Source organism: Kitasatospora sp. NPDC015121, from assembly GCF_055562955.1.
On the sequence record NZ_JBVHEH010000014.1, the window covers coordinates 262,835 to 277,238 of the forward strand.

Annotated in this window: 11 protein-coding genes, 1 pseudogene and 1 riboswitch; of the genes and pseudogenes, 1 reads left to right on the forward strand and 11 read right to left on the reverse strand. The window is 75.8% G+C overall.

Going from position 1 to position 14,404, the window contains the following annotated elements:
* Window positions 1–33 precede the first annotated feature (33 nt).
* The 5 genes and pseudogenes from ACZ3J7_RS22745 to ACZ3J7_RS22765 form a co-directional block, all read right to left on the reverse strand.
* A pseudogene (locus tag ACZ3J7_RS22745) lies at window positions 34–558 on the reverse strand (DUF501 domain-containing protein); the annotation flags it as partial.
* A gap of 70 nt (window positions 559–628) precedes the next feature.
* Entirely contained in the window at window positions 629–1,066 is a 438-nt protein-coding gene (locus ACZ3J7_RS22750) for an FtsB family cell division protein (RefSeq protein ID WP_465624045.1), read from the reverse strand.
* Between the two features lie 81 nt (window positions 1,067–1,147).
* Window positions 1,148–2,428 carry a phosphopyruvate hydratase gene (eno, locus tag ACZ3J7_RS22755; RefSeq protein ID WP_465624047.1) on the reverse strand — a complete coding sequence of 427 codons (1,281 nt, stop codon included), beginning with the start codon at window positions 2,426–2,428 and terminating at the stop codon, window positions 1,148–1,150.
* Between the two features lie 289 nt (window positions 2,429–2,717).
* On the reverse strand, window positions 2,718–3,446 hold the full coding sequence (locus ACZ3J7_RS22760) for a transglycosylase family protein (RefSeq protein WP_465624048.1): 729 nt from the start codon (window positions 3,444–3,446) through the stop codon (window positions 2,718–2,720).
* A 3-nt stretch (window positions 3,447–3,449) separates the two neighbouring features.
* Window positions 3,450–3,648, reverse strand: a riboswitch (cyclic di-AMP (ydaO/yuaA leader).
* A gap of 232 nt (window positions 3,649–3,880) precedes the next feature.
* Window positions 3,881–5,125 carry a cytochrome P450 family protein gene (locus ACZ3J7_RS22765; RefSeq protein ID WP_465624050.1) on the reverse strand — a complete coding sequence of 415 codons (1,245 nt, stop codon included), beginning with the start codon at window positions 5,123–5,125 and terminating at the stop codon, window positions 3,881–3,883.
* Between the two features lie 154 nt (window positions 5,126–5,279).
* Between ACZ3J7_RS22765 and ACZ3J7_RS22770 the strand changes: the two genes are divergently transcribed.
* The gene (locus ACZ3J7_RS22770) at window positions 5,280–5,711 is read left to right on the forward strand and encodes an SDR family NAD(P)-dependent oxidoreductase (protein WP_465624052.1); all 432 of its coding nucleotides are present in this window, start codon (window positions 5,280–5,282) and stop codon (window positions 5,709–5,711) included.
* 7 nt (window positions 5,712–5,718) lie between these two features.
* Here ACZ3J7_RS22770 and ACZ3J7_RS22775 read toward each other — a convergent pair whose 3' ends face one another.
* From ACZ3J7_RS22775 to ACZ3J7_RS22800, 6 genes are all read right to left on the reverse strand, one after another.
* Window positions 5,719–6,711 (reverse strand): nucleoside triphosphate pyrophosphohydrolase, encoded by a 993-nt coding sequence (locus ACZ3J7_RS22775; protein WP_465624054.1) that lies wholly within the window; start codon window positions 6,709–6,711, stop codon window positions 5,719–5,721.
* A gap of 103 nt (window positions 6,712–6,814) precedes the next feature.
* Complete coding sequence (locus ACZ3J7_RS22780; protein WP_465624056.1) at window positions 6,815–9,043, reverse strand: DUF7927 domain-containing protein; 2,229 nt, start codon at window positions 9,041–9,043, stop codon at window positions 6,815–6,817.
* A gap of 144 nt (window positions 9,044–9,187) precedes the next feature.
* On the reverse strand, window positions 9,188–9,811 hold the full coding sequence (locus ACZ3J7_RS22785; protein WP_465624059.1) for a SurA N-terminal domain-containing protein: 624 nt from the start codon (window positions 9,809–9,811) through the stop codon (window positions 9,188–9,190).
* A 131-nt stretch (window positions 9,812–9,942) separates the two neighbouring features.
* Window positions 9,943–11,547 (reverse strand): serine/threonine-protein kinase, encoded by a 1,605-nt coding sequence (locus ACZ3J7_RS22790; protein ID WP_465624061.1) that lies wholly within the window; start codon window positions 11,545–11,547, stop codon window positions 9,943–9,945.
* Window positions 11,544–12,104 carry a hypothetical protein gene (locus ACZ3J7_RS22795; RefSeq protein WP_465624063.1) on the reverse strand — a complete coding sequence of 187 codons (561 nt, stop codon included), beginning with the start codon at window positions 12,102–12,104 and terminating at the stop codon, window positions 11,544–11,546. The genes ACZ3J7_RS22790 and ACZ3J7_RS22795 overlap by 4 nt, the downstream gene beginning before the upstream one ends.
* A gap of 127 nt (window positions 12,105–12,231) precedes the next feature.
* Window positions 12,232–14,313: an N-6 DNA methylase gene (locus ACZ3J7_RS22800; RefSeq protein WP_465624065.1), complete on the reverse strand. Its 2,082-nt coding sequence runs from the start codon at window positions 14,311–14,313 to the stop codon at window positions 12,232–12,234.
* Window positions 14,314–14,404: the final 91 nt, after the last annotated feature.

Here is a 14,404-nt window from a genome sequence, read left to right on the forward strand (position 1 = left end):
GGCCCGGTTGCGGGCGACCCGCTCGCCGGCCGCCTCGACCTCGGCGGGGCTGACGCACGGGCCCTTGGCCCACCACTGCTCCAGCATCCCGATCGCCTCGTCGCCGAGCGGGTTGACGCCCTCCCCGGCGGCCAGCGAGTGGCCGACCAGCACGTGCAGGCACTTCACCCGGTCGGGCATCCCGCCGGCGCTGGGGAAGCCCTCCAGCACCTCGATCGCGTCCCGGCGGGCGATGTAGTCCTCGTGCGCCCCCCGGTAGGCGGCGGCGAGCTCGGGGTCCTCGGCGAGCCGGGCGGTCTGCTCCTTCATCACGCCGTCCGCCTCCAGGGTGCCGATCAGCGAGGCGGCCCGGGGGCAGGTCAGGTAGTAGAGCGTCGGGAACGGCGTGCCGTCGGGCAGCCGGGGCGCGGTCTCCACCACGTCCGGGTTGCCGCACGGGCAGCGGTGGGCGACGCCGCGCAGCCCGCGCGGCACCCGGCCGAGCTGGGCGGCGATGGCGGCGACGTCGTGGTCGGACACCTCGGGGGCGTCGGACGCGGGAGGGTTCTGGTTGCTCATCAGGAGTCTGTTCGTCAGGGGGCGGGGGGTCGGGGAGGTCCGGGTGGCTCCGGGAAGGTGCGGGGCGGCGTCAGGGCACCGGCCGCGGCGCCGGCAGTGCGGCGTCGGCGGCGTCCACCGAGTCCCAGAGTGCGGCGTACCAGGGCTTGACGGCCTTCGGACGGGCCGCGGCGTCCGCCGGGGCGGACTTCGCGCCGGGCGGGGGCGGCGGGGAGACCGAGACGAACGCGGTCTCGCCGGGCAGCGCGTAGTGCAGCCGCTCCCGGGCCTGCGCCTTGACGTACTCCGGGTCCTGCCAGCGGGCCTTCTCCCGGCGCAGCTCGTCGACCTGCTGGCGGGCGTGCTCGGCCTTGGCCCGCTGCGCGGCGACCTCGCCGCGCTGGGCGATGTACTGCCGCGCCGGGTAGGCGAGTATCGCCACCAGCGAGCACAGCACGAGCACCAGCACGGTGGCCCGGCTGGTGAAGCGCGGTCGCGCCGCCAACCCGGGAATCCTCCACTTGGCCATGTCTGCTCGCCCCTCCTGCGCATGCCGGTGCCCCGGTCCCCACCCTACGCGGTGGGGACCGGGGCACCGGTCACAACAGGCTCAGCCCTTGAAACGCGGGAAGGACGAACGGCCCGCGTACTCGGCGGCGTCGTCGAGGATCTCCTCGATGCGCAGCAGCTGGTTGTACTTGGCGACGCGCTCGGAGCGGGCCGGGGCGCCGGTCTTGATCTGGCCGCAGTTGGTGGCGACGGCGAGGTCGGCGATGGTGACGTCCTCGGTCTCGCCGGAGCGGTGCGACATCATGCAGCGGTAGCCGTTGCGCTGGGCCAGCTCGACGGCGTCCAGGGTCTCGGTGAGCGAGCCGATCTGGTTGACCTTGACCAGCAGCGCGTTGGCGGTGCCGGTCTCGATGCCCTTGCGCAGGCGCTCCGGGTTGGTGACGAACAGGTCGTCGCCGACCAGCTGGACCTTGTCGCCCAGCGCGTCGGTGATGGCCTTCCAGCCGTCCCAGTCCGACTCGTCCAGCGGGTCCTCGATGGAGACCAGCGGGTAGTCGGCGACCAGCTCGGCGTAGTACGCGATCAGGTCGGCGGCGGAGAGCGCCTTGCCCTCGAACTGGTAGGCGCCGTCCTTGTAGAACTCGGACGCGGCGACGTCCAGGGCGAGCGCGACGTCCTTGCCCGGGGTGTAGCCGGCCTTCTTGATGGCCTCGGTGATGAGGTCCAGGGCCTCGCGGTTGGAGTCCAGGTTCGGGGCGAAGCCGCCCTCGTCGCCCAGGCCGGTGGAGAGGCCGCGCTCCTTCAGGACGCCCTTGAGGGTGTGGTAGACCTCGACGCCCCAGCGGACGGCCTCGGAGAAGGACTCCGCGCCGATCGGGGCGATCATGAACTCCTGGATGTCGACGTTGGAGTCCGCGTGCGAGCCGCCGTTGAGGATGTTCATCATCGGGACGGGCAGCACGTGGGCGTTCGGGCCGCCCAGGTAGCGGAACAGCGGCAGGTCGCTGGCCTCGGAGGCGGCGTGCGCCACGGCGAGCGAGACGCCGAGGATGGCGTTGGCGCCGAGCGAGGACTTGTCCGGGGTGGCGTCCAGGTCGAGCATGGCCTGGTCGATGAGGCGCTGCTCGGTGGCGTCGTAGCCGACCAGCTCGGGGCCGATCTGCTCGATCACGGCGAGGACGGCCTTCTCGACGCCCTTGCCGAAGTAGCGGTTCTTGTCGCCGTCGCGGAGCTCCAGGGCCTCGAAGGCACCGGTGGAGGCACCCGACGGGACGGCCGCGCGACCGGTGCTGCCGTCGTCGAGACCGACCTCGACCTCGACCGTGGGGTTGCCGCGGGAGTCGAGGATCTCACGGGCTACGACGACATCAATGGACGGCACGAGGCATCTCCTAGCGGAAGCGGATGTGTGGTCGTTACGACCAGAGCCTAGCCCTAGAGCGCCGCTCGACCACTCCCGGCCGGGTCCTGTCTCACGGTGTGGCCGGGCTACTCATCGGTAGTTCACCTGTTTGACGGCCGCCCCGCCGCCCCCGGCGGCGCGAACTGCGCGGCGCGCGCCGGGAGCGGACGGCACGTCAGGGGACGCGGCCCCCGTCGGGGCGGCGGCGGGGCCTCGTCAGGCCGCCGGCCGGTCGCGTCCCGGATGCCGGGACGCCGCGTCCCGCGGGTCAGAGCGCGAGCACCTGGCCGGGGACGATCAGGTCCGGGTCGGCGCCGATCAGCGCGCGGTTGTCCTGGTAGATCCGCTCCCAGCCGCCGGACACCTGCCGCGCGACGGCGATGCCGGAGAGCGTGTCGCCCTCCTGGACGGTGTAGCCGCCGGCGGTCGCGCCCTGCGGGGCGGCCTGCGGGGCGGCGGCGGCCGGGACCTCGGCGGCCTGCGGCTCGGCGGCGGGCCGGGTGGGCTTGGCGGCGGGCTTGGCCGGCTTCGTCGACGGCTGGCCCTTCGGCCGCTGGGGTGCGGTGGGGCGCTCCTCGGAGCGCGAGGCGGCGTCGTCGGAGACGTCGGCGGGCGTGCCGCCCTTGGTGAGTCCGGCCCGCTTGGAGCAGACCGGCCAGGCGCCGGGGCCCTGGGCGGCGAGCACCCGCTCGGCCACCGCGATCTGCTGGGCGCGGCTGGCCTGGTCGGCGCGGGCCGCGTACTGGGCACCGCCGAAGGCGCGCCAGGTGGAGGAGGTGAACTGCAGACCGCCGTAGAAGCCGTTGCCGGTGTTGATGTTCCAGTCGCCGCCGCTCTCGCACTGGGCCACCCGGTCCCAGGTGTCGGCGGGTGCGGCTGCCGCTCCGGTGGCGGCGAGCAGGGGCAGGGCCAGGCCGACCGAGGCCACGCCGGCGGCGGCGATGACCTTCTCGGCCTTGGTACTACGGCGGTGACGGGCAGCGTTGGAGAACAGCACGGGACTTCCTCTCCGCACGCCTGCGAGGTGAGCTGTCGGGTTCGGACCGGGAGGTTGGCCCGGCCGCCGGACGGTCCGGACGCGGCTGCGTCCGCTGCTCGGCGGCTTCACCCCAAGCCGTTGGGACTACGGCGTTCACACTGGTTCCCCCGCTCCTGTCCGGTACCTGGTCGGTGGCCCGGGGACGCGGCGGACAGGACTCGGCGTGCCGCGACCGGGGCCCGCAGCTGCGGGCATGTCGGAGAGTAGGCAAAGCTGACGAGCAATCACAAGCTCATATCACCATGATCACGCCGAAATCACGGATCTTCGATCCACGTACACGAACGATCCCCTTATGTCCGCATTTCTCCCGAGCAGGCGTGCGACGCGCGCCCCCGCCCCGGCGTGTCGTCGGCCCTGCGCGGCGGCGTGTCGCGGGGGTTGAAACGGCGTCAGCGGGGCGTGAAGGAGACCGGGAGGTCGCGCAGACCGCGCATGATCAGCCCGCCCCGCCAGCGCAGCTCGGCCGGATCGGCCGCCAGCCGGAGGTCCGGAAGCCTGGTCAGTAGGCTGCCGATCGCGTACTGCCCCTCAAGCCGGGCCAGCGGGGCGCCGATGCAGTAGTGGATGCCGTGACCGAAACCGAGGTGCGGGTTGTCCGCGCGGGCCAGGTCGAGGGTGTTCTCGGCGGCGAACCGGGCCGGGTCGCGGTCGGCCGCCGCGAGCACCACCAGCACCGGGTCGCCGACCGGGACGTCCACTCCGCCGATGGTCAGCGGGGCGGTGGCGAAGCGCCAGGTCGCCAGCTCCACCGGGCCGTCGTAGCGCAGCAGTTCCTCGACGCCGGTGGCCAGCAGGCCGGACTCGCCGCGGGCCAGCGAGTCCTGGAGCAGCGTGCGCTGGTCCGGGTTCCGCAACAGCGCGTACATGCCATTGCCGATGAGGTTGATGGTGGTCTCGAACCCGGCGAAAAGCAAGATGAAGGCCATCGCCGCGGCCTCGTTCTCGGTGAGGTGCTCGCCGTGGTCGCTCGCCCGGATCAGGCCGGAGATCAGGTCGTCGCCGAGGTCGGCCCGCTTGCGGTGGATCAGGTCGGCCAGGTAGCCGCGGATCTGCTTGACCGCGCGGCCGACCCCGCCCCGCTTGCCCCCCGTGTGCCGGATCATCATCCCGGCCCAGTCGCGCAGATCGTCCTGGTCCTCGGCGGGGACGCCGAGCAGGTCGCAGATCGCGTAAATGGGGAGCGGGAAGGCGAGCTCGTGGATCAGGTCGGCCTCGCCCCGGGCGGCGAAGGAGTCGACCAGCCGGTCGGTGATCTCCCGCACCCGGGGCTCGAACTCGGCCACCCGGCGCGGGGTGAACGCCTTGGAGACCAGCCGGCGCAGCCGGGTGTGGTCGGGCGGGTCGATGTTCAGCAGGTGGGTCATCAGGTCGGCCTGCCGCTCGCCCGGGATGCCGACCCGTCCGCTGCGGTGGGCCTGCTCGCTGTGGTGCGCCGGGTTCTTGGAGAGCCGGGCGTCCGCCAGCGCCTGCCGCGCGTCCGCGTAGCGGGTGACCAGCCAGGCGTCGACCCCGCTCGGCAGGGTGGTGCGGTGCACCGGGGAGTGCTCCCGCAGCCAGGCGTACGCCGGGTAGGGGTCGGCCGCGAACTCCCAGGTGAAGAGTTGCGGGTGGGCGGCGTGGGGCTGATCTGGCATGTCTTGACCGTATCCGGAAGCGCCACCGCGTGAGTCTGGTCACCTGGTGGGTATTCCCTGTTGCGGAGCGTCGGGGCGTGCCTACGATCCTCCGATAACCACAGTGGGCGGCGTGCGGGCCGGCCACGGGTTCGCTCTGAGAGGGGAGCAGACCATGCGGGTAACCGGTGCGGTGGTGGTCGTCGCGGTGCTCGACGGGGGTTCGGGGGCCGACCTGGCCCGCCGGTTCTCCGCGGCGGGCGCGGCCGGCCTGCTCATCGCCGACCTGCGCCCCGGCATCGCCGAGGACCTGGCCGCCGAACTCGACCGCCCCGGCTGCCCGGTGGTCGGCGTCTCCGGCGACGTCCACCATCCGGCGGACATCGCCGCCCTGGTCGCCACCGCCGTCGAGCACCTCGGCCCGATCGACCTGTTCGCGGTGGCCGGCCCGGACGGCGAGCGGATCGTCCAGCTCGCCGACCTGCCCCACCACCTCGACCCGCTCGCCGAACTGCTCGCCCTGGTCGGCGAGGCGATCGGCGAGGTGGTCGGCGAGGTCGTCCCGGCCCAGCGCCGCCCGGTCGCGGAGGTCCCGCTGGCCGGTTAGCGGCCGGTCAGGGCTCCAGGCCCTCCGCGGTCCGGACCGCCGCGCGGTAGCGGCGGGCCGCCGCCCGCAGCGCCGCGTCCACGTCCACCCCCCGGTCGTGGGCGCGCTGCGCGACCGCCAGCAGCAGCTCCCCCGCCGACTCGGCGGTGAGGTCGTCGGGGAGCGCGTACGGCGCGTCCGGCACGCCGGTGAAGTCCGCCCGGCGCACCCGGGAGACCAGCTTGGCCGCGTACGCCAGCGCGGGCAGGCCGGCCGGCACGCCGTCCAGCACCGATTCGCGCTGCTTCTCCGCCGCCTTCAGCTGCTCCCAGTTGGCCTCGGTCTCGGCGGAGCCGGTCACGCTCACGTCGCCGAACACGTGCGGGTGGCGGTACATCAGCTTCTCGACGATGTCACCCGCGACGTCGTCGATCGAGAACGGGTCCCCGGCGTGCTCCTCGGCGATCCGGGCGTGGAAGAACACCTGCAGCAGCACGTCGCCGAGCTCCTCGCGCAGGGTCACCCGGTCGCCCTCCTCGATCGCCTCGACCAGTTCGAAGGCCTCCTCGACCAGGTACTTCACCAGGCTCTCGTGGGTCTGCTCGGCGTCCCACGGGCAGCCGCCGGGCGAGCGCAGCCGGTCCATCACCGAGGCCAGGTCGAGCAGGCGGGCGCCCGGCAGGTCGTACGAGCCGGGCAGCAGCTCGATCTCCGGGTGCTCGCCGGCCTCCTCCACCGCGATCCGGGCCAGCGCGTCGGTCAGCCCGGGGTCGCCGTCCGGGCTCTCCAGCCAGACGGCCGGGGCGGCGGCCAGCAGCCGGCGGGCCAGCGCGGGCGCCGAGTCCCGCTCCACCAGCTCCGGTTCGACCCCGGCCGCGCGCAGGGCGGCCAGCTGCGGGTGGTCCGCGACGCCGGCCAGCACCCGGGGCGCGGACCGGAGCGCCTCCCAGGCGGGCCAGGACAGCAGGCCGGGCGCGACGCGGTGGGTGGTGGTCAGCAGGATCAGCTTCGGAGTCTCCACGGGGTCGAACCTACCCCGGTGGCGGCGGGCCCCGGAACGCGCCGCAGGACCGCGGCGCCGTCCCGCGCCGCGGTCCTGCGGGGTGTCTCGGGCCGCTGTCCGGTCAGTGCCGGCGGCGGCCCCTGGTCGCCAGGGCCATCAGGCCGGCCAGCACGCAGCCGAGCGCGGCCAGGCCGATCAGCGGGAGGGCGCCGGTGCTGCCGGTGTCGGGCAGCCGGCCGCTCTCGGAGGGGCCGGGCACGGGCTGCGGGGTGCCGCTCGGGCTCTGCGACGGGCTCGCGGACGGCGACGGGCCGGTGCTGCCGGACGGCGAGGGCGACGGCGACGGGGAGGGGACGGTGACGGTGACCGTCGCGCCGCAGGCGGTGTCGGTGCTGCCCTGGGCGCAGTTGTTGCGGTAGGTCGCGGAGGTGACGGTGTTGTCGAGCCGGGCGTCGGCGGTCAGCCCGGGCTTGACGGTCACCGTGTAGGTGAGGGTCGCGGTGGCGCCGACCGGCAGGTCGCCGGTCCAGTGCAGGGTGGTGCCGGTGACGGTCGCGGTGCCGAGGTCGGCGGCGGCGTCGCCGTTGTAGGTGGCGTCGGCCAGCACGTCGGCGAGGCCGTCGTCGAGGGTGACGCCGGGCGCGGCGACCCGTCCGGTGTTGGTGACGGTGACCTGGTAGGCGACGGTGTCGCCGGGGGCGGCGCTGCGCGGGGTGGCGGTCTTGGCGATCCGGTACTGCGGCAGGTCGACGACCGTGTTGCGGACGGTGTTGCTGGTCCGGGTCTGGTCGCGCCGGGTCTGGCTGCCCCGGTAGGCGAGCGTGGCGGTGTCGTCCAGCTTGGTGCCGCCGGTGGCGGCCTGGTCGACGGTCACGTCGAAGGCGACGTCGGCGGTGGCGCCGGGGGCGAGGTCGGGGACGGTGCAGGTGACGGTCCGGCCGGCGGCCGAGCAGTTCGGGTTGGAGCCGGCCTTGTAGGTGGTGCCGGCGGGCAGCTGGTCGGTGAGGGTGACGTCGGTGGCGGTGTCGAGGTCGGTGCTGCTGCCGTCGGCGTGCTGGTTGGCGACGACGAAGGAGTAGGTGATGGTGCCGCCGGGCTCGACGTCGCCGGGCGGGTTGTCGTCGGTGCTGCCGGCGGGGTTGTTGGCCTTGGTGATCCGCAGGTCGGGTTCGAGCGCGTCGACGGCCAGCCAGGCGGCCTGCGGGTGCAGGGCGTCGCCCGCGCCGTTGATCTGCAGGACGGCCTGGTCGGCGGCGGCCGGGATCCTGCCGGTGACGTCGATCGTCCGGGCGTCGTAGCCGTAGTTGTCGACCGGGTTCGGGTCACGGGTGGTGACGTTGCCGCCGGTGCCGTCGGCGGCGACCCGGTCGATCCGGCTGGCGAAGGCGTTGTCGGTGACGACGCCGGTCGGGCCGGGCATCGGCAGCAGGGTGAGGTCGGCGGTGCTGGAGCCGACCAGCAGCTTGTCACCGGAGATCTGCACGTCGCCGTCGCCGACCACCACGCCCAGGGTGGAGGCGGGGGCGGTGGTGGCGGGGGTGCGGATGCCGCCGAGGGTGAGGGTGGCCAGGTTGTCGGGGTCGCGCAGCAGTTGGAAGCCGTCCCAGACGTTCAGGTAGCGCAGCGGGTCGGCCGCGTTCTCGTACGCGACGACCAGCGACCAGCCGCCCCAGCAGCCGACGTTGGTGCCGCCGCCGTTGGCCGAGGAGGAACGGCCGTCGCAGGCCTGGATGTCGGCGACGGTGTAGCTGCCGGGGCCGGCCGCCCTCACCTCGGCGGTGACGTCCTTGACGCCCGCGCCGGCCAGCAGTTGCGGGGTGCCGCCGGCCTGCTGGTCGAACCAGTCGTAGGTGTCGGCGGTCAGCTGCTCGTAGGAGGAGCCGCCGGGGACCTTCCAGTAGACCTTGTCGCCCAGGGCGATGTCGCCCGAGTGGCCGCCCACCGTGCTGGTGTTGACCGGGTTGAACTGCCAGTACAGGCGGGCCGAGAGCACCGTCGCCCCGGCCGGGACGACCAGGTCGGCGGCGGAGGCGTTGTCGCCGGGCGCGCCCGGGTCGCTCTTCACGTACATGACCCGGTTGTTGTTGCTGCCCTCGGTGTCGTTGCAGGGCGAGCCGTCGCTGGGGTCGCAGGTCAGCACCGAGTTGGCGGCCATCGTCAGGTTGCCGTGCGCCAGCAGGCTCACCGCCGGGTCCGGACCGATCTGCCGCTGGGTGCCCGCCCCGCGCAGGGCGGCCGGCACCGCCGGCACGGCGGGGGCCGCCGCGAGCGGGACGAGCAGCCCGGCGACGGGCAGCGCCGCGCACAGGGCGCGCAGCAGTCTCGGCAGGGGGGAACGGCGCTGAACCACGAGTGACCTCGCAACCGGTACGACGAACTGGGCAGGGAAACCCAGCCTCACCGGCCGCGGAACGGTATTCGGGCGGACACGCAGAAACGATCACTCGTCCGGCGCAGGGACGCCCAGGCGGGTGCCCGGGTGCGTCCGGGCCGGTCAGAGCGTCCGGACGGTCTTCGGCAGCCAGTCCTCGGCGCTGTCGGTGAGGCCGACCTCGGCGGTGTCCCAGCTGCCGTAGCGCGGGTTGACCTCGACGTGCAGCGCGGTGCCCGCGTCGACCAGGGCCTTGCGGATCGCGGCGTCGCCCGCGTCGCCGTTCGGGTCCTGGCCGCCGGCCAGCTTCACCAGGCCGATCTGCTGGCGGTAGAAGCCGTCCACGTCCCCGGCCGGGACGCCCTGCTTGGCGCGCAGCAGCTCGGTGAGCTTGGCCTCGCCGCCGAGCCGCTTCGCGTCCGCGGCCCTGGCCCGGTCCACCTCGCTCTGACTGACGCCGAGTTGACGGTCGGCCAGGGCCCGGGCGACCAGCTTGCCGAGGATCAGGTCGGAGACCGCGTGCCGGGTCAGCCCGGGCTGCTCCTCGGTCGCGGCCCCGCTCGCCGCCGCCCCGTCCCGCACGGCCGCCACCCGGGCCTCGACCTGCGCGATGCTGATCCGGTCCCCGCCGACCACGGCGGCCGCTCCCTGCCGCGCCGGTGCGCCGCCGCAGGCGGAGAGCACGGCGGCGGCGACCGCGACGCCGAGGACGGCGACCGGTCGACGGACGGAGCTGGTGCGGATCACTGGGGCCTCCTGGGGGGATGGAGCGCGGTCCGGTGGTGCTCGGCGTGCGTGGCTGGGACGAAGACTATTGACCGCCGCCCCCGGGTGCCAGACCCCGCGCAGACCGCGCGCCCGCGAGTCGCCCCGGCCCGTCAGGTGGCGTACGGGTTGGTGGTGGTGCGGTGCCGGCCGAGCTGTTCGAGGTGGGTGCGCAGGCGGCGGACGTCGGGGTGGTGCGGGCCGTGCCGGCGTTCGGTCTCCAGCAGGAGTTCGAGCAGCTGGTGCCAGCCGGTCTCGGTGTGGCCGAGGGCGGCGAGCAGCAGGCCGGTGCGTTCGCGGACCTCGGCGCGGTGCGGGGAGTCGGGCGGGAGGGCGGCGAGCACGGCCTGGTACTCGGCGAGCGCTTCGGCGGACCGGCCGAGGTGGTCGAGGCAGCGGGCGGTGTGGCGGCGGTGGTCGGGCAGGGCGGGGTCGCGGGGGTCGGCGGTGGCGGTGAGCCGGCGCAGTTCGGGCAGCGCCTCGGCCCAGCGCTGCCCGGCGAGCAGGGTGCGGGCCCGGATCGCCCGCACGGTGCGGACCAGCGGCGCGTCCTCGCCCTGTTCGGCGGCGGCCCGGGGCAGCAGGCGGGCGGAGAGGTCGAGCACCTCGGTGTGCCGGCCGGCGTCGACCAGGTCGGAGAGCCGGGCGCAGGCCGCGCCGAGGGTCTCCGTCCCGGGCGCGGCGTCCTGGACGGGCCGCACGGGCGGGGGTGTCGCCGGGAGCGGCGGCGGGGCGGGCGGCGCCGGGGGCCCGGCGGGGGCGGGGACGAGGGCGGCGGCGGAGACGGGCGCGGGCTGCGGGTGGTGCGGGTAGCGGTAGGGGTCGCCGGGGTCGGGGACGGCGGGCAGCCGGGTGCGGACCCGGTCGGTGGGGGCGGGCAGCATCGGCAGCAGCACGGCGTGCACCTCGGCGGCGTCGGCGGGCCGTTCCTCGGGGCGCTTGGCGAGCAGCCGCAGGACGAGCGCCTCCAGCGCGGCGGGCACCTCGGCGCGCAGTCGGCGCAGCGGGACGGGCGGGTCGTCGACCTGGCGGCGCAGCACGGCGAGCGCGGTGGGGGCGGGGAACGGCGGGGCCCCGGCCAGCATCTCGTGCAGCATGCAGCCGAGCGCGTACAAGTCGCCCCGGCGGTCGGTGCGGGCGGCCATCGCCTGTTCGGGGGCCATGTAGGCGGGGCTGCCGATCGGGCTGCCGGTGAGGGTGAGCCGGGTGGCGCCGGGGTCGAGCGCGGTGGCGATGCCGAGGTCGAGCAGGACCGCCCGGCCGTCCGGTCGGATCATCACGTTGCTGGGCTTGAGGTCGCGGTGGACCACCCCGCCGCCGTGCACGGCGGCGAGCGCGGCGCACAGCTGTCCGGCGACGGCGACGGCCTGCCCGACCGGGAGCGGGCCCTCCTCGGCGACCAGGTCGGCCAGGCTGAGCCCGGGGACGCGCTGCATCACCAGGTACAGCTCCTCGCCGTCGGTGCCCGCGTCGTAGACGGTGACCAGGCCGGGGTGGTCGAGCCCGGCGCCGATCCGGCACTCGCGCAGGAAGCGCTGCCGCAGCAGGTCGGCCTGGCTGCCGCCGCGCCCGGCGGGCTGCGGGAGCGTGTCGGTGCGCAGCAGTTTGACGGCCACCCGGCGTTCCAGCCGCCGGTCGTGGGCGGACCAGACCTGGCCCATCCCGCCGTGCCCGATCTTCTCGTCGAGCAGGTAGCGCCCGTCGACGACCCGGCTCACGGCTGCCCGTCCCCGGCCTGCCGGCGCAGCAGTTCGCCGAGTTCGCGCAGCTCGGCGGCCCCGGTCGGAGCGGCGGGCGGCACGGCCGGGGCCGGGGCCGGGGCCGGAATCGGGGCCGGGGCCGGGGCGAAGGGAACGGTCGGCGCGGTGGCCGGGTGGGTGACGTGCGGGTAGCCGGTCGGCGCGGCGGTCGGGTAACCGGTCGGCGCGGGCGGCGGGTAGCCGGCGTACGGGTGGGCGGCGGGCTTCGCGGCGGGCCACCGGGCGGGCCGGTTCATCAGCAGGAAGTGCACGGGCGCGCCGAGGAACAGCGGCAGCACCAGCAGCCCGGTGGTCAGGTCGCCGATCGGCTCGCCCCGGGGCGTCAGCACGGCGACGACGAACAGTCCGAGCTGCATCAGGCCGATCACCACGGCGCCGACCAGGTCGGCCGGGCGCCGCCGGTCGACGGCCAGCACCGCCGACGGGACCATGCCGAGCAGGCCGAGGCTCAGCACCGGGACGAGGGCGAGCAGCGCCGTCAGCCCCTTCCGGTACGGAACGACGCGGGCGGGCATGGGGGCTCCTCGGCGACGGCGGGACGTGCTGCGCACACGCTACCGCCACGAACCGACCCGCCGGGAGTCCGTTCCCGACCCGGTGCGCGGGCCCGCTCCCCGGCCCGCCGGGGTGTCCGACGGCGGGTCAGGCCGGTTCGCCCGCACCGGAGGCGAGGGTGTCGGTGAGCGCCCTGGTCAGCGTCCGGGCCTCGGCGGCGGCGGCGGCGAGCGCCTCCTCGTAGGCGGCGATCCGCCGGAACGCGGCGCCGAGGCGGCGCTGCCGCTCGATCGGGACGCGCGGCAGTTCGACCCGGCGGATGTCGAGCCGGGTGGTGGTGGACGCGTAGCTGCTGGCCCGCCGTCCGGCGCCGGTGGCGCGCAGCTGGCCGGCCAGGAAGTCGGGGTCGAGCAGGTCGGGGTCGGGCCGCAGCAGGTGCAGCCGGGGGCCGAGCGCGGCGCCGGGGTAGGGGCTGCCGGGGTGCACGGCCCGGGCGCCCTCGCCGCCCAGGACGGGGACCAGGACGTCGCCGGGCCGGACCGTCAGCCCGCCGTCGCCAGCGCCGTCGTCGTCGGTGGCGGCGCTCGGCGGGGCGCCGGCCTGCAGGTCCTGGTCGGTGAGCAGGGGGGTGCGGCCGCCGGGACGGGCGGGGGCGCCCTGGCCGGAGGAGTGCACCCGGAGGGCGCCGGAGCGGGCGAGTTCACCGATGCTGACCTGCGGCGGGGCGGGCCGGTCGGGGTCGGCGGGGGTGGCGGCGGGCAGCGCGCTGTCGAGGTCGGCGAGCCGGGCGAGTTCGGCGGTGAGCCGGGCGCGCAGTCCGGCGAGCAGGTCGGGGGCGGTGCCGGTGGGGGCGGCGGGCAGGTGGCGGGCGGGGGTGAGGTCGGTCTCGTCGTCGAGCAGGTCGAGCGCGGGGACGGCCCGGGCCCGGCCGGGGCGGTCGGCGGGCAGCGGGGTGCCGGTGCGGGCGGCGGCGTCGAAGGCGCGCCAGGCGGTCAGCACGGTGTCGTGCAGGGCGGCCCGGTCGGTGCCGTCGTCGGTGGCGTCCAGCAGCAGCACGTGCCGGAACTCGTCGCCGGGTTCGGGCCCGCGCAGCACCCACACGTGCAGCGGGACGCCGTAGGGCGGGGCGGCGCCGGCGGGCAGCGCGACGACGGCGCGCAGGGCGCCGGAGCGGACGAGTTCGGCGCGCACCCGGCGGCCGGCCCGGCGGGAGGCGACGGTCGGCGGGAGCAGCAGCGCGGCGGTGCCGCCGGGGCGGGTGTGCGCCAGGCAGTGCAGCACCCAGGCGAGTTCGGACTCGCCGCGCGGCGGGACGAGCCGGCCGGGCCAGCGCGAGTCGTACTGCAGCTGGTCGTGGCCCCAGTCGCGTTCGTTGTACGGCGGGCGGCAGAGCACGGCGTCGGCGGTGCGGCCGGGGAAGGCGTCGGCGCGCAGCGCGTCGCCGGGGCGGACGTCCAGCGGGAGCGGTCCGGGGGCGTCGGCGGGGGCGGCCAGGGCGAGGCGGAGCAGGGCGACGCCGGCCAGGGCGGGGTCGCCCTCCTGGCCGAGGCGCCGGGTGCCGGGGGCCGCCAGCAGGACGCCGCCGGTGCCGCAGGCCGGGTCGAGGACGGTGCCGCCCGCCGCGGGGGCGGCCAGGGCGGCGAGCAGGGCGGCGGTGTCGGCCGGGATGGGCGGCTGGAGGCGGGGGTTGGCCTCGGCGTGGCGGGCGAGCAGGTGGCCGTACGCGGCCTCGGGGCCGGTGTCGGCGGTGAGTTGGGCGAGCAGGCGGGCCAGGTCGAGGTGGGTGGCGCCGGCGATCAGCGGCAGGTCGAGGGTGGTGGGGGCGTCCGGGCCGAGGGCGGCGGTGGCGGCGCGGCGCAGGGCCTTGGGGAGGGCGGTGGCGAGCCGGGTGTCGGGTTCCCGGTCGAGGTCGGCGCGGGCGGCGGGGTCGCGGTGCAGCAGCAGCAGGACGGCGCCGGCGGTGACCAGTGGCGCGGCGGCCGGTCCGGCGGGGTCGCGGAGGGTCTCCAGCTGTCGCCAGACCCGTTCCAGCAACGGGAGTTCGGCGAGTTTGCCCTGGGCGCGGAGCCACTGCTCGACCTGGTCGAGGCGGAAGGTCGGGCTGGTCTCGGTGCCGCCGGCCGGCTTCGGGAAGTCGGGGTGGCGGCGGCGCCAGTTGGAGACCGCGGCGCGGCCGACCCCGGCGAGCCGGGCGATCTCGGCGGCCGTGACCTCGGGGCGGTCCGGCATCGGCGGTCTCCTTCGCTGCGGGTGTGGCCCCAGCATAGCCAGCACCGGACGGCCCGGGGTTCACACGTGAACGGAGGCGTTTGATGAATCA